Genomic DNA, 21,691 nt, shown 5'->3' with positions numbered 1-21,691 from the left:
AATATAACAATTATGAACACCAAAAAGCTAGGCACAACAGACATAGAAGTATCAGCATTAGGTATTGGCACATGGGCTTGGGGTGATGCGTTTTTTTGGAATTACGGCGCCAACTACGGTGAAAACGATGTGGAAGAAGCCTTTAACGCCACCATTGCCACGGGGGTTAACTTTTTTGATACAGCGGAAGTTTATGGTAACGGTAAATCAGAGCAATTATTGGGAGAATTTATCAAAAAAACTGGGCATAATGTGCAGATTGCCACTAAATACGCGCCCTTGCCTTGGCGATTATCTCCCGATGCGGTGAAGGGCGCTGTTACCAACAGTCTGCAACGTTTACAACTATCTTACATCCCTTTATATCAAGTTCATTGGCCTTTCATGTTGATGAGTCAAAATACTTTACTTAACGCCTTAGCCGATGAAGTGGAGGCTGGAAGAATCGGCGCGGTGGGGGTGAGTAACTATTCGGCGGAGGAGATGAAAAAAGCAACGGAAATTTTAGGCAAAAGAAATATACCCCTAGCGGTCAATCAAGTCAAATATTCCCTCATCACTCGTAAAGTAGAAAGCAAGGGCATTATTAAAACCGCTCAAGATTTAGGCGTAACAATTCTCGCCTATAGCCCTTTAGCCCAAGGATTACTAACTGGTAAGTATAACCCAGATAATCCTCAAAAACCAGACGGAGGCAGGAAATTAGACCCTCGTTTTAGTGCTAATGGTTTAAAAGAACTTGCTCCTGTGTTAAACTGTTTACGAGAATTGGGACTAAAATATGATAAAACCCCTGCTCAAATTGCTTTAAATTGGTTAATGGCACAAGATAACGTTATCCCCATTCCGGGCGCTAAAAATGCTCGACAAGCCCAAGAAAACGGGGGGGCGCTGACTTTTTCCCTTTCGGCGGATGAAGTGGCAAAATTAGAAGATATTAGTCGCCCTTGGCTTAACAGTTAGTCAAACTTTGCGCCTTTGCGCCTTTGCGAGAGATTTACTCAAAATCGAATAATTTGTAGGGTGGGCAATGCCCACCATCCCTTATTTTGACAGAAATACTCATCAAAATATTTTTAAAAACAAGAAACGGGTACGACAGGATTCGAACCTGTGACCGACCGCTTAGAAGGCGGTTGCTCTAATCCACTGAGCTACGTACCCTCGTTGAGGATGTCAACATCGGAATACCATTATCGCTTATTTCTGTTAAAAATGCAAGATTAATGGTTATAATCTAGCGGTAAATGTTGGCAATTTAAGCAAATTATGCAAGTTATCGATTGGATTGTAGTATTATTATACTTAATAATTACCATGGCAGTGGGGATATATTTATCGGGAAAAGCCTCAAAAAGTTTAGAGGATTTTTTTGTGTCCGGGCGCACGTTGCCGTGGTGGTTAGCTGGTACAAGTATGGCAGCGACTACTTTTTCCATTGATACCCCTTTGTATATTTGCGGTGTGGTGGCTTCTAGGGGCATTGCCGGAAATTGGGAATGGTGGAGTTTTGGCTTTGCCCATGTGGTGTTAATTTATATTTTCGCTCGGTTGTGGAGACGCTCCGAGTTAGTCACGGATGCGGAGTTAACGGAAATTCGTTACGGTGGCAAAATGGCGGCAATTTTACGCGCTACGAAGGCTTTTTTATTCGCTGTGCCGATTAACTGTATTGGTATTGGTTACGCTATGTTGGCCATGGTTAAGGTGGTGTCTGCTTTGCAGTTATGGGAAAGTTTGGGCTTAGATGTGGGAGATAGTGGCAAGTTATGGAGTGTAATTTTTGTTAGTATTTTTGTTTTAATTTATGCTGGTTTTGCTGGTTTGTGGGGAGTTGTCGTCACGGATTTCTTTCAATTTTTCTTGGCTTTATTGGGTGCTTTTTTGGTGGCATTCTATGCTGTCAATCATGTGGGGGGAATGCGTGAGTTAGTCAGTCAGGTGCAAGAAATAACAGAAATTGACGTTTTAGCCTTTGTGCCGTTGGTGAAGGGCGCTAATGGTTGGCAGTGGAGTGATTTTGCCGGGATTAGCCTAACTACGTTTTCGGCTTATATGTTGGTGCAGTGGTGGAGTTTTCGCCGCAGTGATGGGGGAGGGGAGTTTATTCAGCGTTTGGTGGCGGCTAAAAATGAGGCTGAGGCGGAAAAAGCGGCTTGGTTTTTTAATATCCTCAATTATATGGTGAGGACTTGGCCTTGGCTTATTGTGGCGTTGGCTGGTTTGGTGATTTATCCTAATCTTGATGATCCTGAATTGGCTTATCCTTTATTGATGTTAGAATTTCTCCCCCCGATTGTTCTTGGTTTGGTGGTGGCTTCTTTGATTGCTGCTTTCATGAGTACAGTTTCTACTTCTATTAATTGGGGTGCTTCTTATTTAACTAATGATTTATATTTGCGTTTTTTTAAGCCTTCTGCGTCTCAAGCTGAGTTGGTTTTGATGGGGCGACTTGCTTCGGTATTGGTGACGGTGGTGGGCGCTGTGGCTGCTTTTTTTGCTCAAGATATTGCTACGGTGTTTCGTTTGGTGATCGCCATTGGCACAGGTCCGGGTTTGGTGTTAATTTTACGATGGTATTGGTGGCGCATTAATGCGGTGGCTGAGTTAACGGCGATGGTGACTGGTTTTATTATCGGTTTAGTCAGTACAATCCCTAATCTTAATTTATTCCCTGCGGATTTCGGTTTAAGGTTAATGATGATTTCGGGTATTACGGCGGTAATGTGGATTACGGCAATGTTTTTGACTCCTCCTGAGTCGGAGGAAACTTTAACTAAGTTTTATTTACGGGTGCGCCCAGCCGGTTTAGGATGGCAAAGGCAACAGGAAGCAACGGGGGTTCAACCTATACAAAATCTTGGTTTAGATTTGCAACGAGTCGTTGCTGGGGTAATGATTTTATTTGGCGCGATGTTAGCTATTGGTGGTTTTCTGTTGTTTAAATCTCTCACTGCTTGGGTGTCGCTGGTGGTGGGGGCGCTGGGTTATTTCTGGTTACGCCGTCTTAATAAACGGGGGAGGGCGCCTTTCCCCCGCCCCGGTAGTTAGTCTTTGGGGAAAGGGAGAAGGGGAGAAGGGGAGACAGGGAGAAAGGGAGACAGGGAGACAGGGAGAAAGGGAGAAAGGGAGAAAGGGAGGAAATTTAGAATTTAGAATGTAGAATTTAGAAAACAATCACTTCTACATTCTTCATTCCTTTCATTATCAATTATTCATTATTTTTATCAGGGGTTTTTACATCCGGAATAAAGTCGGGCTTTTTAGCATCTTCCCAACCAGCCGGGCGCTTGGAGGCATACCACGCCATTGAACCAATGACAACGGCTGCAATGAAACCAACCACATAAACCACCACGAAATAAGTGGGAAATTCTCCGGCAACAGCAAATAATATAGGGTTATTCATAAAATTTTTTTTTATTCAATAAGACAAGTTTTACAGCACATTTTAGAGGAATAAACTACGTTTTTGTTTCTCGCAAAGGCGCTAAGACGCAAAGGGAGTTTTATGACAACCAAACTTGTGGTTTAAGGAAATGAAATCTGCTGTATATCCTATTAATTTATCACGGTGACGATACAACAACGATCTAAATTCATAACTCATAATTCATAACTCATAATTCACAAGTACAATCGAAGTTAGTAAAAGTTTAAGCAAATTGAGTTTTATGGTGGCATATCAAGTTTGGCAATGGCGAGGTTTTAACATCGGTTATCAATGTCAGGGAGACAAGGGCGATGCTCTGATTTTAGTTCATGGTTTTGGGGCAAATTGTGGGCATTGGCGCCATAATTTACCTGTTTTAGCCCAAAATTATCGCTGTTATGCCATTGATTTAATTGGTTTTGGGGCTTCGGCTAAACCTCAACCGGGCACGGAAATCGATTATACTTTCGACACTTGGGCGCAACAGGTGGCAGATTTTTGTCGGGAAGTAGTCGGCACTCCTGCTTATTTGGTGGGCAATTCTATTGGTTGCATTGTCACCATGCAAATGGCTGTTAGTTTTCCTGATTTAGCGTTAGGAATTGTCGCCTTAAATTGCTCTTTGAGGTTACTTCACGAACGCAAACGAGCTTCTCTGCCTTGGGTGCGCAATGTCGGTTCTACAGTGATGCAAAAAGTATTACAAAATAAAACAATCGGTAATTTTTTCTTTGCTCAAATCGCTAAACCAAAGGTGATCAAAAACTTACTAGGTCAAGCCTACCGCCGTCGTGAAGCTATTACCGATGAATTAGTTGATTTGATCTATCAACCATCACAGGATGAGGGCGCTAGTGATGTTTTTTTAGCTTTTACGGGCTATTCTGGAGGTCCTTTAGCAGAAGATTTATTACCCATTTTACCATGTCCCCTCATCTTTTTGTGGGGTACGGAAGACCCTTGGGAGCCTATGGGTGAAGGGCGCTTGTTGGCTAATTATGATAGTGTGAAGGATTTTATACCCTTAGAAGGTTTGGGGCATTGCCCACAGGATGAAGCGCCCGACACCGTTAATCCGATTATCCTCAAATCTTTACAAAGTCTTTCAGTTAAATGTTAAGTGTTATATTAAGTTTGAAATATTCATTCTCCCCAATCTCATTATTTAACTTGATAAATTTATGAATATTAACGAGTTATTGCGCTTGTATTTACAGGGAGAAAAAGACTTTAATCGTGTTCGTCTTTCTGGTGTTGAAATAATCCAAGCTAATTTAACCCAAATTGAGTTAAACCATAGTGATTTAAGTTGGACTAATTTAAGTGCTACGGATTTAAGTGGTGGTGATTTAAGTCATGCTGATTTAGTTAATTCTAGTATTATTAGCTCAAGATTAATTGGCACAAAATTACAAAATTCTGACCTTAGTTATGCTGATTTAAGTTGGAGTAATTTTAATGGTGCTGACCTTAGCTATGCTGATTTAAGTTATGCTAATTTAGCTAATTCTTTTTTATCTAATACTAATTTTAGTTATGCTAATTTGACGGGTGCTAACCTCACTGGCGCTAATTTGACGGGCGCTAATTTCACTCGTGCTAATTTATTTCAAGCGGATTTAACTGGATTAAATTTGATGGGTGCTGATTTTACCTATGCTGATTTATCTAATACTAATTTACAGGGCAGTAATTTGAGTGAAGCTAATTTTTATCGTGCTGATTTACAGCATTGTCAATTAAGAAAAGCAAATTTAACGGGGTTAATTTTGTACAAAGCTAATTTAGCTAAGGCTAATTTAAGAAGTGCCAATTTAAGTGGTGCAATTTTAAAAGATATTAGTAATAATGAGTTTCAATTATTAAAAATTAGAAGGAAAACAGGGGGAAAAAATCAAATTATTTTTACTCATGCTAATTTACAAGAAGTCAATTTGGAAGGTAGCAACATCGAAGAAGGTAATTTTAATTATGCTTTATTTCGAGAGGCTATTTTACTAAATATTAATGCTAGTAATGGCAGTTTTATTGAAGCTAATTTACAAAATGCTGATCTTAGAAATGCTGATTTACGGGGGAGTGCGCTGGGGGGGGTTAATCTTACGGAAACTAAAATGCCTGATGGCTCGATTCATCCCTAGTTCAAAGAGTAAGGGGCAAATTTAGATTGATTTTCTCGATAGAACTCATTTCATCATATTGCAGTTAGAGAGAATAAATTAGCAAAAAATAATATAAAAACAGAAGGAAAAAGTGGTTTTATGCTAATAAAAATAAGATGGGTAATTGAAAAGTTAAATACTTGGATGGAGTGATGTAATAATTCGGTCAAAAATTTTGAAAGGACATTATTTAATTTCACACAAAAGGTAAAATTATGTTTTATTCGACTAATGCGAAGAAGAGGAGCAGTATCCTCAGATGCCAAATGGGTTAATGGGTTCTATATAGATTAATTGATGACACGCCCTAAGGAAGGTAAAGAGAGAGAAAAATCATTTGTAAGTAATTGATGATAAAAATGTTGAGTTTGAGTGGGGTCAATTTGCTGTAAATGTTCTAAAAGTTGATAAGTACAATCAGTTAAAGTCGTAATATCTAAATCATAGTAACTTGGTTCATAATCCACTAACTTACGAATGCCCTCCCCCCATAATACCAGCGCCCCTCGCCAATTATTATGACTAAGGTGATAGCAACCTACCGCTACTTGTAAAACCCCTTGATAAAAGGTTTTATCCGGCTCACTGGCTTCCATCCATAGGGCTTCGAGGGTATCATGACAAGCATAAAATTCTCTCTCATTAAATTGTTTAACTGCTTCTTGTAAAGACATTTGATAATTAATAATTGAGGCTCTTCATTACTTGGTATGCAAATTGCATTTTGAGAACGAGAGAGTAAGGCTTACAGTCTCGGCAGCATACTATCTAGTGAAGACCCATAATTGATAATGAACAATGTATAATTTACGCACCAATAATTAAGTATTCAAACTTCATAATTAATAATTTTTTCCTAATTATTCAGCGCCCGTAAAAAATTCTTCATAGTAGCAAATAAACCGAGAGACTTAGCTGGAGTGGAGGGTGTTGTATCCTCACCCTGTAAAATAAGGTCTAATGCCTCTCCCAAAGGCTTTGTGGGGGTTTCGGTAATCAACTCAAAGCGATTTTCAGGTAATTCTCGCCACACTTGCCACAAATTAGGAAAAACTCGCATTACCACCGCATCATCTAAGGGGCGATAATAATAACAAGATTCAAGAGTGCTTAAAAAACGCTCTCGTAACTGTCGTGCCGCATAACCGATACCAACCACACTAACATCCTCCAATTGCGGTATAATAAGCACCACAGGGCGATCTCCAGCAAGATTACATAACTTTTCTACCTGTGCCACTTCCACTGCTGAAGGACAAACCACCAAGAAAAATTGATCATTATCTGCCACTTTATTTTTCACAGGGGAACGACTACTACCCAAATCTGTCACCTGAAATGTCGTCTCACCCCATTCCCTTTTTGCTAAAGCCGCCGCCCCTGTATCAGGAAACAATACTTTCAATCCTGAATCATATTCTGCAAATAATAAGGCAAATTCATAAGCTAATGATTGCGCTTTCAAGGCAATTTCAGGAATAATTAATTCTACCATCAAACGATTATAGCCAGAGGCGAGGGCGCTTTGAGTGGCGGAGTGCGCTTGAGAAATCGCTATTTCTAACGATTGAGGAATTTGAGTCATGGACAATATTAATTAGTTATTTTTTATCATCATTTTAACAAAATCTTCATAACAAGGCTTTTCGGTTATGGAATCAAAAAATTAGACTTACTCAAAAGACCTCTCCAATAATTTATGATTCTTTAATTATAAGGCTTCAAGCATCTTAACTTTCGGCAACGGGCGCTCGTTACAACCCTTACTCTTTCTTTTAAAATCATGACAAAATCAATTTCGACCAAAAAATATCACTTAGTACAACTTCAAAGTTTCTTCTTCCTTCTTCAAGATTACACTCTTTAATAACCGTAGTTTCTATTCTTAATCTTACCAAGCCAGAAACCGTCAAGAATGAGGATTATTTTGAATATGATTCCATGTATAATTGTTCATTTTTCTGACATATTTTTGCTTATAAATTAAAATAATTATACAAAATTTTTAGATTTATTATATTTTGGAGAGGTCTATTACACGCCATACAATTATTAACTAACTAATTATACCAGCGCCCTTCACCCCATAAAAACTAATGGTAGTATTGCCATAGGATTTAGTTTGTAATAATTCAAAATCTTCATTAATAATAGTAGGAGATTTTTTGGGGTCAAATTCTAAGGCAATTTCTCCGAAGGGCGCTAAAAGATCATAATTTTTGATCATTTCTAACAGAGGATTATATAAGTCTAAATGATAGGGCGGGTCAATATAGATCAAATCAAATTGATAATTTTGCAAATTTCTAAGACGTAAGCGCGCATCACCCTTCAATACTTTAAATTCTTGATCAGATTCTGCTAGTCTTGCCCAATTTTCTCTGATGAGGTGACAGGCGCTGGGGGATTTTTCGATAGCTACCACAGAATAAGCGCCCCTCACCAAAGCCTCAGCGCCCATGGTACCATTCCCAGCGCACAAGTCCAACCAACGACAATCGATAATTTTATCTTGCCAAATATTAAAAATTGCTTCTCTTACTTTAGATGTGGTGGGGCGTGTTTCTTGCCCTGATAAAGTTTTAATGACTCGATTGCCGTAGATACGCATTTTTCAGAAATTATATTAAAGAAAGTTTAGTAATTTTCAACCAGAAAAACCCCTAAAAATTTATCGTCACGATGAAATATTACCTATCATAGAAAACATTGATTTACCAATAACTCCTAACAATATATTTTCTTGGCTAAAAATCAAATAATTAGGCTTTGATGAAACAGTAGGTTGGGTTGAAGTAAAGAAACCCAACAGTAAAGGGCGTTGCTGAATTAAGTTATGAAAATAAAAACTTAACGATCTGGAATACTTACTATTTAATAATTTAGCGATCTCTAAAATATAAATCATACTCAAAATCAGCAAAGCTCAATAAAGATTAACCAATTCCTAACGCAGGATTTTCTTCCGTATCCCCTTGATGGACAGTTTTCACCCACTTTAAGCGTTTTTGACGAAATGACATTCTCGCAGTGGTCACCGGCATAACAATAAACCAATGTATCATATAAATCATGCCGAAAAAACTTTGTCCTATCATCTTAACGGTATCGGTGAAACTAATCTCACTCTGATGATTACGTCTTAAACCCGTAAACATTCCCCAAAATGCCAAAATGAGAGTTAAACTGCTGATGGGCGCTATTAAAGGCAGACGGTGACGAGTTATCACCATTAAAAAATCAGGAAGTGCGGCGGTAGGGAAAATATATTGCACCATAAAAAAGAAAAATAAATCAAATTTTTTGCGCCAATTTAAGCGACTACTAATCAAAAAGCGCCAATAATCAAGATAACGCTGATAACCACCTTCCGCCCAACGACTGCGTTGATGCCATAGCGCCCTCACCCCTCGCACACCTTCCTCCCCTACCGCAGGATTTTCTAAAATATCAATATTCCAACCATCAAGATGTAAACGAATGGTAAGATCAAGATCATCAGTGATAGTCTCCTCATTCCAACCACCACAACTATTCAGCGCCCTCCGCAACACAAACTGCCCATTGCCTCGCAACTCACCGATACCACCACAATTAATTCTCTGACGCTGAAAATAACTATCTAAACCCATCTCTACATATTGCCCTTGGGTCCAAAAATTCTCGCTACTATTAGATATAGACTTGCGCACCTGCACAGCGCCCGTCACCTCATTTTTAAATAATTGTATTACCTCTTGTAATATATTTTCAGGCACAATAGCATCAGCATCAAACACTCCGATAATGTCACCCTGACAGAGAGAAAAGGCTTGATTTAAAGCCCCAGACTTACCGCCTTTCCCTTGAGCATCTCGATGTAACACGTTTAACTGAGGCGATTCTAGGGCTAATTGGTTGAGGATTTCTCCTGTTTTATCACTACTATTATCATCCACAATCCATAATTCATAACGATCTTGAGGATAATCTAATTTTAGTAACATTTTCACTAATTTAGCGATAACTACTTCCTCATTTTTAGCCGACACCAACAGAGAGACAAATGGCATTCCCCCCTCTGCCAGAGGAGAGGGAGTGAGGGTGAGGGCATCCGTTGCAGGGGTTAAACTAGGGTGAAGGGCGCTGGTAAACATCAACCTAAACCCTTGAATAGTGACGAATAAACCTAAAGCGATGATAACGATAAAATTATATGGTAGTAAATGTAAACCAATAGTAAAAGCCCAAATTAAAGTTAAAGCGAGGGCAGATTTTTTCCTTCTGCCTGACAACCCTTGAAAAAAATCATTTCTAAATTCATCTTCTTCCCTTTCGGGATCGTTAAATTCGGCTATTAATGAGGTAATAGGATCAGTTTCGAGGTTTTTATTGTCTGGCATAATTAACTTTTAGCTCCTAATTTTGATCAAGTGCGATAATTAACCATATTCTAACTCAAGAAGGAAAGGGCAAAGGTTGAGTGAGTTATGAATTATGAGTTATGAATTATGAATGGAGTCATGGGGGCAGAGAGAATCAATTACATTGGTGTTTAGATGTGGCATTGAGAGAAGACCATAGTAGAATTAGACAGGGCAATAGTGCAGAAAATATGGCTTTAATTCGTCATCTAGCTCTGAATTTGCTGAATAAAGAAAAAGAGTATGGAAGAGGAAAAAAAGCACAACCACTAAAAGCAGGGTGGGATGAAAGATATCTGCTCAAAATTTTATCTTCCTGAGTATGCGTTTGCCCTAATCACAATTGTGTAAGGATTGACAAAAAAAGAAAAAAGATGTTATGGTAATAGGGTTGTAACAAAAGATTAACTATTTCACTGTCAGAACAGAGAAAAAAACATCAGCATTTATGGGCAATAAGCCAACCATCGCCGTTTCTCACTTAGGATGTGAAAAAAATCGTATTGACTCTGAGCATATGCTCGGATTACTAGCTCAATCAGGTTATCAAATTGATAACTGTGAAGAATTAGCCGATTATGTCATCGTTAACACCTGTAGTTTTATTGAATCCGCTAGACAAGAATCCGTCAGAACTTTAGTAGAATTAGCAGAAAATCAGAAAAAAATAATTATTTCTGGTTGCATGGCGCAACATTTCCAAGAAGAATTACTCACTGAATTGCCTGAAGCCGTGGCATTAGTAGGTACAGGAGATTATCAAAATATTGTCGACATTATCCAAAGGGTAGAAGCAGGAGAAAGAGTTAAAGCTGTTTCCTCCGAACCTACCTATATCGCTGATGAAAATATCCCTCGTTATCGCACCACTTCTGAAGGAGTGGCATATCTACGAGTGGCTGAGGGCTGTGATTATCGTTGTGCTTTTTGTATTATTCCCCATTTAAGGGGAAATCAGCGTTCGCGCACCATCGAATCTATCGTTAATGAGGCTCAACAATTAGCAGATCAAGGAGTGCAAGAATTAATCTTGATTTCTCAAATTACCACCAATTATGGTGTTGATCTCTATGGTGAACCGAAATTGGCGCAATTGTTGAGGGCGCTGGGTAAAGTAGATATTCCTTGGATACGCATTCATTATGCCTATCCCACCGGTTTAACGGATGGAGTGATTGAAGCAATCCGAGAAACCCCTAATATCCTTCCTTACCTTGATTTACCCCTACAACATTCCCATCCTGACATTTTAAGGACAATGAATCGCCCTTGGCAGGGACAGGTTAATGATCGCATTATCGAACGCATTAAGGCTAGTCTGCCTGATGCAGTGATGCGTACTACATTTATTGTGGGATTTCCGGGAGAAACCCAACAAAACTTCAATCATTTGTTACAATTTGTAAAACGGCATCAATTTGATCATGTCGGTGTGTTTACATTTTCCCCCGAAGAAGGAACAAAAGCCTGTGATATGGCGGATCAAGTTCCAGAGGAGGTGAAAATCGCTCGTAGAAATGAATTAATGGAAGTACAACAACCCATCGCTGAGGCAAGAAATGCCCAAGAAGTGGGCAAGTTAGTTCCTGTTTTAATTGAGCAAGAAAACCCCAGCAGTGGTGAATTAATCGGACGTTCTCCCCGTTTTGCTCCCGAAGTGGACGGTTTAGTCTATGTTCAGGGTGAAGCGAATCTCGGTTCTATTACTCCCGTGAGAATTACTGATGCCGATGTCTATGATCTCTATGGTGAAATTGAGATTGATCGGTAATTTTCTAGTTATTTGATAACGATGAAGGGCGCCCTCCAAAGTGCGTTGATATTGCTGTGTATCTCAAGGAAGAGTTTATTTTGAAGTAATAATGTAAGGCATAATTTAGACGAATTATTGGCAATTTTCACGATCATCGTATCGCTCCTTACCAGTTTTGCTTCATTTCAGGTTTTCCCTCATTCATCTGGGGTCAAGACTTTCAGTTCACAATTAATTATATAAATACAGATGACAACTTCTTTTGCCAGTTTAGGACTATCAGAATCTATCCTTAACCAATTAGATAATATTGGTTTTACTACTCCTACCAAAATTCAAACTTTAGCGATTCCTGAGTTAATCGCTGGGCGTGATGTGGTCGGTCAATCGCAAACTGGTACGGGTAAAACGGCGGCTTATTCGTTGCCGATTTTGGATCGTATTGATCGTGATTCTAAGCAAGTTCAGGCGTTAATTTTAGCGCCCACCAGAGAGTTAGCCCAACAGGTGGCAGAATCTTTCAAGGATTTGATTGGTAGAGAAAAAATTTTTGTAACCACCGTTTATGGTGGGCAATCTATGGAGCGTCAAATTCGCTTTTTAGAAAAAGGTTCTCATATCGTAGTGGGAACTCCGGGTCGCCTTATTGATTTATTACATCGCAAACATCTTCATTTAGAAGCCCTTAAATATGTGGTGTTGGATGAAGCGGACGAAATGCTGAGTATGGGTTTCATTGATGATGTGAAAACTATTTTATCCTGCACTCCAGCGCACCGTCAAACTACTTGTTTCTCGGCTACTATGCCCAAAGAAATTCAGTTGTTGGTCAAAGAATTTATGAAAGACCCTGTTAATGTAACAGGTGAAAAACCGCAGGATACTCCTTCACGCATCGAGCAGTCGGTGTATATGGTGCCTCGTGGTTGGTCAAAAATTAAGACCATTCAACCGATTTTAGAAATCGAAGACCCTCAATCGGCCATTGTGTTTGTACGTACTAAGCGCACGGCTTCAGAGTTAACCTCAAAATTACAGGAAGCGGGGCAAAGTGTGGATGAATACCACGGCGATTTGAGTCAGCAACAACGGGAAAGATTAATTCAGCGTTGGCGCGAAGGCAAAATTAAGGTAGTTGTGGCTACGGATATTGCCGCGCGTGGTTTGGATGTGTCTGATTTAACCCATGTGTTTAATTTTGATTTACCTGACAATGCGGAAACCTATATCCATCGTATTGGACGGACGGGGCGCGCTGGAAAGGAAGGTAAAGCCATTGCGTTGGTTGAACCTAGCGATCGCCGTTTGTTACGTCAAATTGAGCGCCGTTTAAATCAACCTATCAAGGTTGAAACTGTGCCGAATCGTTCTACGGTGGAGGCAAAACGGATGCTTAAACTGAAGGATCAAATCAAGGATTCTTTGAGCGGTGAGCGTTTAGCTTCTTTCTTACCCTTGGTTAAGGAATTAAATGAGGATTACGATTCTAGCGCCATTGCGGCAGCAGTTTTGCAGATTCTTTATGATCAAAATTGCCCTGCTTGGTTACAAGAAGATTGGGAAGTACCACCTCCGGCTACTTCTAGTAAGCCTAATTTAAGTGGTAAAGGTAAATCTTCTGGTGGTCGGAAGTATGGACGTTCTAATAGTAGTTACAGTGGCAAGTCTCGCCGTAGTTATGAAAGTCCTAAAGTAAGATAAATAATTTGCCCTTCACTGTTACGGTGGAGGGCGCTTTTTTTTTGCCATAGTAACCTCAGTTCGATATAACAGTAAAATCGAAAACATTGTGGAATAAGCATTTGGGGCTAAAAATGAATTTTAATTCAAAAATAACCACCACAAATTAGGGCTAAAATACTTCTTTATTGGGAAAATCTTGAAGATGATAAATCATCAAATAATTTTGATAATAATGTTTAAAATTTCGATAACTAGAATGATGAAAATAAATAATAATAGTCATAATTTCACTTAAAGATAATCGACTATTTTTAATTCTTTTTTTCTGTTGGGAGCATAAAATATAATGATTAAAAGACGGTTCAAAAGTTAAGCAAAAATCATCCAGGTCACAGAACAGTGTTTCTAATTCCATAAAAATCAATAAAAACAACATATTGATTATGAAATTAAGAAAAAACAAGATAAGAGACTAGCAATAAAAATTAATAAATATTACAAAATTGATGCCAGTGGCAGGTTCATATATTAAGAAGTGTAAAGTAAATAGGGTCTGCTGAATAAATCAAAACCCTTGTCAAATAAAAGTTTAAAGTCTATTCTACATAACAAAAAGTGTCATAAATTGACTTTTTTCTCTAAAAATACTCTATTTTTTCCATCCGAATCAAAAATAATTGATACAAATGAGCAATTTATGAAAAGTAACTATTAGGCTAAAGTCTTTAATTTATAAGCATTTCACCTGAAACCTGACACCTGAAGCCTGATACCTCCCCTCACCAAAATACTTTTTCAGCAACCCCTAATTCATTTCGTCGGTTCAACTTTTTGCTCGAATTATATCATCGTCTGAAAATTACACCTGAAACCTGCAACCTGCAACCTGAAACCTACCCTTTTAGGCTTAGGATAAAGTAATATAAGCAATGCTGTGCAACCAAATCAAAGTTTTGCGATTATGTTCAGTAAGACAAAGACAGTTTTCATCTTGCCAAAGAATATTACCATTCAAAACTTTATTAGTAGTTAAGCCGATTTCTACTGCTTTTTTTTCTTTGATTACGGTCTGAATTTGACGTACACTAGGAAGACCAGTATTGAATGCCGACATATTTTTAATTTTTTTAAGCACTAACTATGACATTGAAGTTTACCAAATATCACGGACTCGGTAATGATTTTATTTTGATTGATAATCGCCATAGTGATCAACCTTTGATTTCCGCCAGTGAAGCGGTGAAGTTGTGTGATCGTCATTTTGGTATCGGTGCTGATGGGGTGATTTTTGTGTTACCCGGTGTCAATGGTTGTGATTATACCATGAGAATTTTTAACTCTGACGGTTCTGAGCCTGAGATGTGCGGTAATGGTATTCGTTGTTTTGCTCAATTTGTGACGGAGTTGGAAGGAAAGGAAGAAATCGGTAAACAATATCCCATTCATACTTTAGCTGGTACGATTACTCCTACTATTCAAGGTGCGGGGATGATTACGGTGGATATGGGCGCACCTCAATTACGCGCTGATTTGATTCCTACGACTTTAGGGGCTGAAACGGTGATTAATCAACCTTTGACTATGGCTGAAAAAACCTATGAGGTAACTTGTGTCAGTATGGGTAATCCTCATTGTTTGGTATTTGTGGAGGATGTGGCTAATATTGATTTGAGCGTTATTGGTTCAAAGTTTGAAACTAATGCTGTGTTTCCTCAAAAAACTAATACTGAGTTTATCCAAGTTATTGATCCTCATTACGTTAAAATGAGGGTTTGGGAGAGGGGCGCTGGAATTACTTTGGCTTGTGGCACGGGGGCGTGCGCTACTGTGGTAGCTGGAGTTTTGACGGGTAAAACTGAGCGTATTTGCACGGTGGAGTTACCCGGCGGATGTTTAGATATTGAGTGGCGCGAAAGTGATAATCATGTTTATATGACTGGACCGGCGCAGAAAGTTTTTACTGGTACAATTGTTTAGGTTATAACCGCTTTGCCCTCTCAAACCCTCTCAACCCCTGCTTACGAAGCAGGGTGTTTTCAAAGTCAGGATCAAAATTGATTTGTTTTTGACAAGAAGACAATATAAGGATGATCCCCCCCAACCCCCCTTAAAAAGGGGGGAGATTCAGGGAGACAGGAGGATTTTTTACTATTAATTGATTTATTAGTAGTTAAAAACCTCTGAATTTCAGATTATTGGCTAGTTTGAGAAACTAACATTTTTGAGAATGAAAACGCCCTCACCCCCCAACCGCTATCCCAAAGGGCGAGGGGCTTAAGCTCCTTGTTATTATAGCTTTGGGAAAAATAAAACACACAATTAATTTTGCTGACTTACTCAATAGTAAATGTTTTCGGAAAATAACAAAAGAGGGATATATAGCAATACTAAATGAGTTGTGGTAATTAAGTTAGTTGAAAAGGCAACAGGCAAAAGACAAAAGGCAATGGGGATGGTATCTTCGATGTTTTTTTCTAGTAATTGATTTTTCACGAATGATTTAGGACTGCTATACAGCGCATTTCAAATGAATAAACCACGTTTTTTGTTTCTCGCAGAGGCGCAAAGACGCAAAGATAATATTTGTAATAATCCAAAGTGTGGTTTAAGAAAATGAAAACTCCTCTAAAAAGCGCTGTAATCAGTGATCGATTTGCCAATATTGATTTAAGTTTATTCATAATCAATACATTAATAAAAAACTATTTTCTCAACTTTTGTTATGATAGTCCTTATTATAGGCTGTCAAAATCAGTATCAAAAAATTGCCACCTAAAAAAAGGGTTGAATGTTGATTCAACCCTCACACAAATTAAAATTAAATAGTTCTAATCCGATTACGGAGCTAAAGCGTGACCTCTTAATAAACTACCAATAGTTTTAGCAGTAATTTTTAACTGTACTAAAGGATTGGCAGGAACTACGGTTTTATAGAGGTAGCTATCAAAAGTGATTTTTTGTACATCAATATCGGCACACATCTCTACAAAAGCTTCACGGGTAGCATCACTACGATAGAAAACTCGTTGTAAAATATCGAGGACTAAGTAAGTGGTGCCATACTGTTTGTCCCAGCGTTTGAGATAGGTTTTAAGATCAGCTTCGGTAGGTACTTTTTGACCGTTATTGCTAGTTTCTACAATCACTTCAGCGCACATCCGCGCACTTTTAGCGGCAAAATAAATACCTTCTCCAGAAGACTTGGTAACAGTACCGGCGGCATCACCCACCAAAGCAACTCTACCTACGACACGACGAGGGCGAGGATGTTCAGGGATGGGGTGCGCTTCTACTTTAATAATTTCGCCACCTTCTAAACGTTTCGCCGCGCGCTGACGAATTCCAGCTTGTAAATCTTTAATAATTGCCTTATTAACTTTCATTGTACCAGTACCCACGGCAACGTGATCGTATTTAGGGAATACCCAAGCATAGAAATCGGGGGAAACATCATCACCCACATACATTTCCGCTAAATCTTCATAGTATGCCATTTTATCTTCAGGTAGTCTGATTCTTTCTTGGAAAGCAATAGCATAGTTATAATCACCTGCGTCGATGGCTTTAGCAATACGAGAGTTAGCGCCATCCGCCCCAATTACTAAATCAACTTTGAGAGTTTTCATTTCCCCTTGAGCAGCACCATTGCTATGATCCGCATAATGTAAGGTATAGGGGTCTTGATCTCTTTCGGGTATATCTAATTGGTAAACAGTACCATTGATTAAATTTGCTCCTAATTTAGCGGCGCGCTCACGCATAAAACCGTCTAAAACTTCACGGCGACACATGCCGATGTATTCACCATCTTTGAGAGTTTGACCAATATTGACCTCAATATTAGAAGGGGAAATCATTTTCATTTTTCTGACCTGGCGATCAATGATTTCGGGGGGTAAATCAAACTCACTGACCATACAAAGGGGAATTGCGCCACCACAAGGCTTGGCATTATCTAATTTTCTTTCAAATAAATAAGTTTCAATACCTGCTTTTGCCAAAACTTCAGCCGCAGAAGAACCAGAAGGTCCACCGCCTACTACTGCTACCCGAATTGTCACGGTTGCTTATCTCCTAAAATTCTTATTAATTGCTGTTTTTATTATTTTACCGAAACTTGACGCTCTCTTTTGATTAAGAATTGCATCTAATATACTTTCTTAAAGTTAATGGAAAATGATCCTCTTACTGATTTTTCCTTGCAATTTTGCAACAGTCCTTAACAAAGAAAGTAATATTTCTCAATATTTTTCCCATGCTGTTAACTCAAATATGTATAACTGCGTAAATTTTGGTCATAATTTTTCAGTAATAATTGAGCTTGTTCTAAAGTTAGTTTATTTTTACTCACAGCATCTTCAGTTAAACAGCGCACTTGCTCTTGTAATTGCTCCCCTTTATATTCCACATATTCTAAAACATTATTAACCGTATCACCTTTAACGATATATTGTATTTGATAATTATTTTCTCCACTGGTAATGTGTACCACATTTATATCTCCAAAAAGATTATGTAAATTACCCATAATTTCTTGATAAGAGCCTACTAAAAACATCCCTAAATAGTAAGGTTTATAATCTACTTGATAAGGACTATTTTCTTCAATTTCTAAGTTGTGTAAAGGTAAACTATTTTTGACATCTTGTAAGTCAATGAATCGGTCAATTTTACCATCACTATCACAAGTTAAATCAGCTAAAATTGCTTTTTCTTGAGGTTCTTCATTTAAACGATGAATGGGCATAATGGGAAATAGTTGATCGATTGCCCAAGCGTCGGGCGCTGATTGAAACACTGATAAATTAATGTAATAAGTGGAGATCATTAAATCTGTCAATTCTTCTAAATCATCACTAACATAACTTTCATTTTGGATGATTTGATAAATTTTTTGTCCACAAGCCCAGTATAATTCTTCTGCCTTTGCCCTTTGATTTAAGCTCAAATAACCAAAGTTAAATAAGCTAATTGCTTCCTCTTTAAATTGCACGGCATCATGGTACATTTCTTGATAATTTTGCAGATCAATATTATGATAAGTTTCCCATAAATTGCGAATTACTAACGGCTCTTTTTCGGTGGAGGGCGCTGGTATATTTGAAGGCGCACGATTGCTATTTACCACATTAAAAATTAACACTGATTGATGGGAAGACAGCGCCCTCCCACTTTCACTAACTAAAATGGGTGGGGTGACGTGCGCTTCATCACAACAATCCTTCACTGCCGCCACAATATCATTAGCATAGTTTTGCATATTGTAGTTTTTCGAGGCATAAAAATTAGTTTTTGAGCCGTCATAATCCACTGCCAAACCACCGCCCACATCAAGATATTTCATCCCAGCGCCCATCACCGCTAATTGTACATAAATTTGTCCAGCTTCCCTAATAGCATCCTTAATCACAGCAATAGACGAAATTTGCGATCCAATATGAAAATGTAATAACTGCAAAGAATCTAATAAATCATGACTTTTGAGAGTATTAAAAACCGTCATAATTTCGGGAATAGTTAAACCAAATTTTGCTTTTTCTCCCGTAGAATTTCCCCAATGTCCACTACCTTTAGTTTTTAACTTTGCTCTGACACCTACTTGCGGTTTTAAGTCTAATTTTTTACTAATTTCAAGGATTAAATATAGTTCTTTAATTTGTTCTATTACAATAATTAAATTGTGTCCTAATTGTTGTGCTAATAGAGCAGTTTCTAAATATTCTCTATCCTTATAACCATTACAAATTAACAAAGTTTCTCCACTAGAATCTATGGGTAAACTAGCTAAAGCAATCATTAATTCAGGTTTAGACCCCACCTCTAAGCCAAAGTGATAGGGCTTTCCATACTCGACTAAGGCTTCTACTAACTGCTTATGTTGATTACATTTAACAGGAAAAACACCCCGATAAACATTACCATAATTATAACGATTAATGGCATTTTCCATACATTGATGTAAACGCTGTAAACGGTCTGCTAAAATGTCAGAAAAACGAATTAAAACAGGTAAATTTATATCCCGTTTTTGTAAACTATCTACTAAGTTAAATAAATCTATTTTTTCTCCCTTTCCTCTCGGTGAAACTGTAATATTTCCTAGCTCATTAATGTCAAAATAGGGATGTCCCCACCCTTCTAACTGATATAATTCTGCACTACGGGCGCTATTCCAACTTGTCATTACTGTAATCCCTATTTATTTCAAAATTAATTATTTTCACGCCTAAACCACCTTTTCCCAACTACAAAGAGTTAAGAAAAAGTGGTTATTATTTATACTCTTATTATATAGCAATTTTGGCTTTTTTTCCGTACATAAATGAACTTTAATCGCTAATATAAAAAAGTTTGTAATATCATGTTCGAGTAATCTGTTATTAAAGATTATATCTTCGTAATTTACCCACCGTGTAATGAATTATATCAAGTTCGGATAATTAGTTACAAATACACTATCTCTTCGCTTTTACCCCACCGTGTAATGAATTACTTATTACTTTGTCTCAACTAAAAATTTGAGCATGAAAACACCCTTATTAACCAGCGCGTTTATAGGCTTCATCTAAAACTTCAGAAAGGGTAGGATGAGTATGAATGTTAAAGGATAAATCATACACTGATTGACGTAAAGCAATGGAGTTGGCGGCTTCTTGAATCAAATCAGAAGCATGAATACCAATGATATGCACCCCTAATAATTCTCCAGTATCTTTACGGTAAATAACCTTGGCAATGCCATCGGTTTCTTTTTCCGCTAATGCCTTAGAATTGCCCTTGAAGTAGGTTTTAACCGAGCTTACCTCAAAACCTTCATTTTGTCCTAATTCCTTCGCTTGTGGCTCATTTAAGCCCACATAGCTAATTTCAGGATGGGTAAAAGCGGCGGCTGGGATACTACGATAATCAATAGTTTTTTTGTTACCGCACATATTTTCTACAGCGATAATACCTTGACCTGAGGCGGCGTGCGCTAACATCATTTTACCATTAGCATCTCCTACTGCCCAAACATGGGGTACTACTTCGCCATCTTTTAATACTTGCATTTGATCGTTAACGGGGATAAAACCTCGTGCATCGGTTTCTACGCCAATATTTTCTAAACCAAGATTTTTGGTAGCAGGAATGCGCCCAGTTGCTACTAAACAAGCGTCCACTTCTAATACTTCCACTACTTCTTTAGTTTTAGCATCTGTTAGTTCAATCATAACAGGATTACCCGGTATTATTTTGGTAGCGAAAACCCCTGTATAGGTTTCAATGTCTCGACTGTTAACTAAGACTTTTTCGGCAATTTTCGCAATATCAGGATCAAAGGTTGGCATCAGTTGATCTAAGGCTTCAATCATGGTAATTTCACAGCCTAGGGCGGTGTAAACGTCGGCAAATTCTAAGCCGATATAACCACTACCGATAATTGCTAACCATTGGGGTAATGATTCTAATTTCACGGCTTGATCGCTAGTATAGACGGTTTTGCCATCCACTTCTACCCCTCTGGGTACGAATGGAATTGAACCGGGGCAAAGCATTATTTCTTTAGCTGTGATAATTTTTTCCCCTTCCCTGGTGTCGATGGCTACTTTTTGGGGTGCAATAATTTTCCCCCAACCTCTTATGGTTTCTACTTTAAGGCGTTTTAAGCTATTGGTAAGGTCTTCTCTAATTTTACTGACTAAATTATTGGCATGGTCGGCAATGGCGCTACGATCAAAGTTAACACCACCGACGTTAACTCCCATTGCCTGTAAATGGCTAGTATCGGCTAATTCTCTCACTTTTCCTGATGCGGCGAGGAGCGCTTTGGAGGGGATACAACCACGATTGACACAAGTTCCGCCCATGTCTCCTGCTTCGATGATGGCAGTTTTTAAGCCCATTTTCACGGCGTGTAAAGCGGCACCGTGACCACCTACTCCAGCGCCTATAATTACTAAGTCATAATCAAATTGAGTCATAATATCATTTTTTCTAAGGAAGGCAATCCTTTTATTTTAACTTAAATCGACTGTATTCAAGTTAGAAACCCTGTGAGGGTTGAATATTATTCAACCCCGACAAACTAATAAAAAATAATTTCTGGAGGGGAATAATATCAAGTTTGGAAAATAAGTTTTGACACTCCCACCACTACAACCCGTAGGGTTGTAGTGGGGGATTCTTGGTTCACTGACTCGCCGTTAGACGACAGGTTTGCACCAATCGCCCAAGAGGGCAAATCTCCCCAAGCGTATGTTCCCGTATGCCCTACGGT

18 protein-coding genes and 1 tRNA gene are annotated in these 21,691 nt (G+C 38.4%); 8 read left to right on the top strand and 11 right to left on the bottom strand.

Annotated features, from left to right (window positions below; translation table 11 throughout):
• The first annotated feature begins 12 nt into the window (after positions 1-12).
• The gene (locus IGQ45_03600) at positions 13-963 is read left to right on the top strand and encodes an aldo/keto reductase (GenBank protein MBF2056311.1); all 951 of its coding nucleotides are present in this window, start codon (positions 13-15) and stop codon (positions 961-963) included.
• Positions 964-1,090: 127 nt separating this feature from the next.
• Here IGQ45_03600 and IGQ45_03595 read toward each other — a convergent pair.
• A tRNA-Arg gene (locus IGQ45_03595) sits at positions 1,091-1,164 on the bottom strand.
• Between the two features lie 105 nt (positions 1,165-1,269).
• On the opposite strand from IGQ45_03595, the gene IGQ45_03590 reads away from it, so the two are divergent.
• Positions 1,270-3,051: a Na+:solute symporter gene (locus IGQ45_03590; protein ID MBF2056310.1), complete on the top strand. Its 1,782-nt coding sequence runs from the start codon at positions 1,270-1,272 to the stop codon at positions 3,049-3,051.
• A gap of 160 nt (positions 3,052-3,211) precedes the next feature.
• On the opposite strand, the gene IGQ45_03585 is transcribed toward IGQ45_03590, so the two are convergent.
• Positions 3,212-3,409: a hypothetical protein gene (locus tag IGQ45_03585; GenBank protein ID MBF2056309.1), complete on the bottom strand. Its 198-nt coding sequence runs from the start codon at positions 3,407-3,409 to the stop codon at positions 3,212-3,214.
• Positions 3,410-3,674: 265 nt separating this feature from the next.
• Between IGQ45_03585 and IGQ45_03580 the strand changes: the two genes are divergently transcribed.
• Both IGQ45_03580 and IGQ45_03575 read left to right on the top strand, forming a co-directional pair.
• The gene (locus IGQ45_03580) at positions 3,675-4,553 is read left to right on the top strand and encodes an alpha/beta fold hydrolase (protein ID MBF2056308.1); all 879 of its coding nucleotides are present in this window, start codon (positions 3,675-3,677) and stop codon (positions 4,551-4,553) included.
• A 61-nt stretch (positions 4,554-4,614) separates the two neighbouring features.
• Entirely contained in the window at positions 4,615-5,574 is a 960-nt protein-coding gene (locus IGQ45_03575) for a pentapeptide repeat-containing protein (GenBank protein ID MBF2056307.1), read from the top strand.
• Positions 5,575-5,885: 311 nt separating this feature from the next.
• Here the strand turns inward: IGQ45_03575 and IGQ45_03570 are convergent, their stop codons facing one another.
• From IGQ45_03570 to IGQ45_03555, 4 genes are all read right to left on the bottom strand, one after another.
• Entirely contained in the window at positions 5,886-6,269 is a 384-nt protein-coding gene (locus tag IGQ45_03570; protein MBF2056306.1) for a DUF309 domain-containing protein, read from the bottom strand.
• Between the two features lie 182 nt (positions 6,270-6,451).
• Complete coding sequence (locus tag IGQ45_03565) at positions 6,452-7,180, bottom strand: DUF1995 family protein (GenBank protein MBF2056305.1); 729 nt, start codon at positions 7,178-7,180, stop codon at positions 6,452-6,454.
• Between the two features lie 471 nt (positions 7,181-7,651).
• Positions 7,652-8,206 (bottom strand): 16S rRNA (guanine(966)-N(2))-methyltransferase RsmD, encoded by a 555-nt coding sequence (gene rsmD, locus IGQ45_03560; GenBank protein MBF2056304.1) that lies wholly within the window; start codon positions 8,204-8,206, stop codon positions 7,652-7,654.
• A gap of 325 nt (positions 8,207-8,531) precedes the next feature.
• Positions 8,532-9,977: a glycosyltransferase family 2 protein gene (locus tag IGQ45_03555; protein MBF2056303.1), complete on the bottom strand. Its 1,446-nt coding sequence runs from the start codon at positions 9,975-9,977 to the stop codon at positions 8,532-8,534.
• A gap of 101 nt (positions 9,978-10,078) precedes the next feature.
• On the opposite strand from IGQ45_03555, the gene IGQ45_03550 reads away from it, so the two are divergent.
• From IGQ45_03550 to IGQ45_03540, 3 genes are all read left to right on the top strand, one after another.
• Positions 10,079-10,318 carry a transposase gene (locus IGQ45_03550; GenBank protein MBF2056302.1) on the top strand — a complete coding sequence of 80 codons (240 nt, stop codon included), beginning with the start codon at positions 10,079-10,081 and terminating at the stop codon, positions 10,316-10,318.
• Between the two features lie 128 nt (positions 10,319-10,446).
• Positions 10,447-11,769 carry a 30S ribosomal protein S12 methylthiotransferase RimO gene (gene rimO / locus IGQ45_03545; protein MBF2056301.1) on the top strand — a complete coding sequence of 441 codons (1,323 nt, stop codon included), beginning with the start codon at positions 10,447-10,449 and terminating at the stop codon, positions 11,767-11,769.
• A 231-nt stretch (positions 11,770-12,000) separates the two neighbouring features.
• Entirely contained in the window at positions 12,001-13,452 is a 1,452-nt protein-coding gene (locus tag IGQ45_03540; protein ID MBF2056300.1) for a DEAD/DEAH box helicase, read from the top strand.
• An 889-nt stretch (positions 13,453-14,341) separates the two neighbouring features.
• On the opposite strand, the gene IGQ45_03535 is transcribed toward IGQ45_03540, so the two are convergent.
• Complete coding sequence (locus tag IGQ45_03535; GenBank protein ID MBF2056299.1) at positions 14,342-14,548, bottom strand: RNA chaperone Hfq; 207 nt, start codon at positions 14,546-14,548, stop codon at positions 14,342-14,344.
• Between the two features lie 26 nt (positions 14,549-14,574).
• On the opposite strand from IGQ45_03535, the gene IGQ45_03530 reads away from it, so the two are divergent.
• Positions 14,575-15,411, top strand: a complete 837-nt coding sequence (locus tag IGQ45_03530; protein MBF2056298.1) for a diaminopimelate epimerase — start codon at positions 14,575-14,577, stop codon at positions 15,409-15,411.
• Between the two features lie 860 nt (positions 15,412-16,271).
• Here IGQ45_03530 and chlP read toward each other — a convergent pair.
• From chlP to IGQ45_03510, 4 genes are all read right to left on the bottom strand, one after another.
• Positions 16,272-17,495, bottom strand: a complete 1,224-nt coding sequence (gene chlP / locus IGQ45_03525; protein MBF2056297.1) for a geranylgeranyl reductase — start codon at positions 17,493-17,495, stop codon at positions 16,272-16,274.
• A 200-nt stretch (positions 17,496-17,695) separates the two neighbouring features.
• Positions 17,696-19,618, bottom strand: a complete 1,923-nt coding sequence (speA, locus tag IGQ45_03520) for a biosynthetic arginine decarboxylase (protein ID MBF2056296.1) — start codon at positions 19,616-19,618, stop codon at positions 17,696-17,698.
• A 355-nt stretch (positions 19,619-19,973) separates the two neighbouring features.
• Positions 19,974-21,395 carry a dihydrolipoyl dehydrogenase gene (gene lpdA, locus IGQ45_03515; protein MBF2056295.1) on the bottom strand — a complete coding sequence of 474 codons (1,422 nt, stop codon included), beginning with the start codon at positions 21,393-21,395 and terminating at the stop codon, positions 19,974-19,976.
• Positions 21,396-21,532: 137 nt separating this feature from the next.
• The coding region (locus tag IGQ45_03510) for a hypothetical protein (GenBank protein ID MBF2056294.1) at positions 21,533-21,691 on the bottom strand (159 nt) is incomplete at its 5' end.

The organism is Cyanobacterium sp. T60_A2020_053 (assembly GCA_015272165.1).
Lineage (GTDB): Bacteria > Cyanobacteriota > Cyanobacteriia > Cyanobacteriales > Cyanobacteriaceae > Cyanobacterium.
Note: the sequence above shows the minus strand (reverse complement) of the source record. Positions and strands in the feature narration are given on the sequence as shown.

Bases quoted from the DNA above. Each gene is read 5' to 3' on its own strand.
- IGQ45_03550 (MBF2056302.1), top strand. From the start codon at position 10,079: ATGAATTATGAATGGAGTCATGGGGGCAGAGAGAATCAATTACATTGG.
- speA (MBF2056296.1), bottom strand. From the start codon at position 19,618: ATGACAAGTTGGAATAGCGCCCGTAGTGCAGAATTATATCAGTTAGAA.
- IGQ45_03535 (MBF2056299.1), bottom strand. From the start codon at position 14,548: ATGTCGGCATTCAATACTGGTCTTCCTAGTGTACGTCAAATTCAGACC.
- IGQ45_03555 (MBF2056303.1), bottom strand. From the start codon at position 9,977: ATGCCAGACAATAAAAACCTCGAAACTGATCCTATTACCTCATTAATA.
- IGQ45_03600 (MBF2056311.1), top strand. From the start codon at position 13: ATGAACACCAAAAAGCTAGGCACAACAGACATAGAAGTATCAGCATTA.
- rsmD (MBF2056304.1), bottom strand. From the start codon at position 8,206: ATGCGTATCTACGGCAATCGAGTCATTAAAACTTTATCAGGGCAAGAA.
- IGQ45_03580 (MBF2056308.1), top strand. From the start codon at position 3,675: ATGGTGGCATATCAAGTTTGGCAATGGCGAGGTTTTAACATCGGTTAT.
- rimO (MBF2056301.1), top strand. From the start codon at position 10,447: ATGGGCAATAAGCCAACCATCGCCGTTTCTCACTTAGGATGTGAAAAA.
- IGQ45_03575 (MBF2056307.1), top strand. From the start codon at position 4,615: ATGAATATTAACGAGTTATTGCGCTTGTATTTACAGGGAGAAAAAGAC.
- IGQ45_03585 (MBF2056309.1), bottom strand. From the start codon at position 3,409: ATGAATAACCCTATATTATTTGCTGTTGCCGGAGAATTTCCCACTTAT.
- IGQ45_03565 (MBF2056305.1), bottom strand. From the start codon at position 7,180: ATGACTCAAATTCCTCAATCGTTAGAAATAGCGATTTCTCAAGCGCAC.
- IGQ45_03540 (MBF2056300.1), top strand. From the start codon at position 12,001: ATGACAACTTCTTTTGCCAGTTTAGGACTATCAGAATCTATCCTTAAC.
- IGQ45_03570 (MBF2056306.1), bottom strand. From the start codon at position 6,269: ATGTCTTTACAAGAAGCAGTTAAACAATTTAATGAGAGAGAATTTTAT.
- IGQ45_03530 (MBF2056298.1), top strand. From the start codon at position 14,575: ATGACATTGAAGTTTACCAAATATCACGGACTCGGTAATGATTTTATT.
- lpdA (MBF2056295.1), bottom strand. From the start codon at position 21,395: ATGACTCAATTTGATTATGACTTAGTAATTATAGGCGCTGGAGTAGGT.
- IGQ45_03590 (MBF2056310.1), top strand. From the start codon at position 1,270: ATGCAAGTTATCGATTGGATTGTAGTATTATTATACTTAATAATTACC.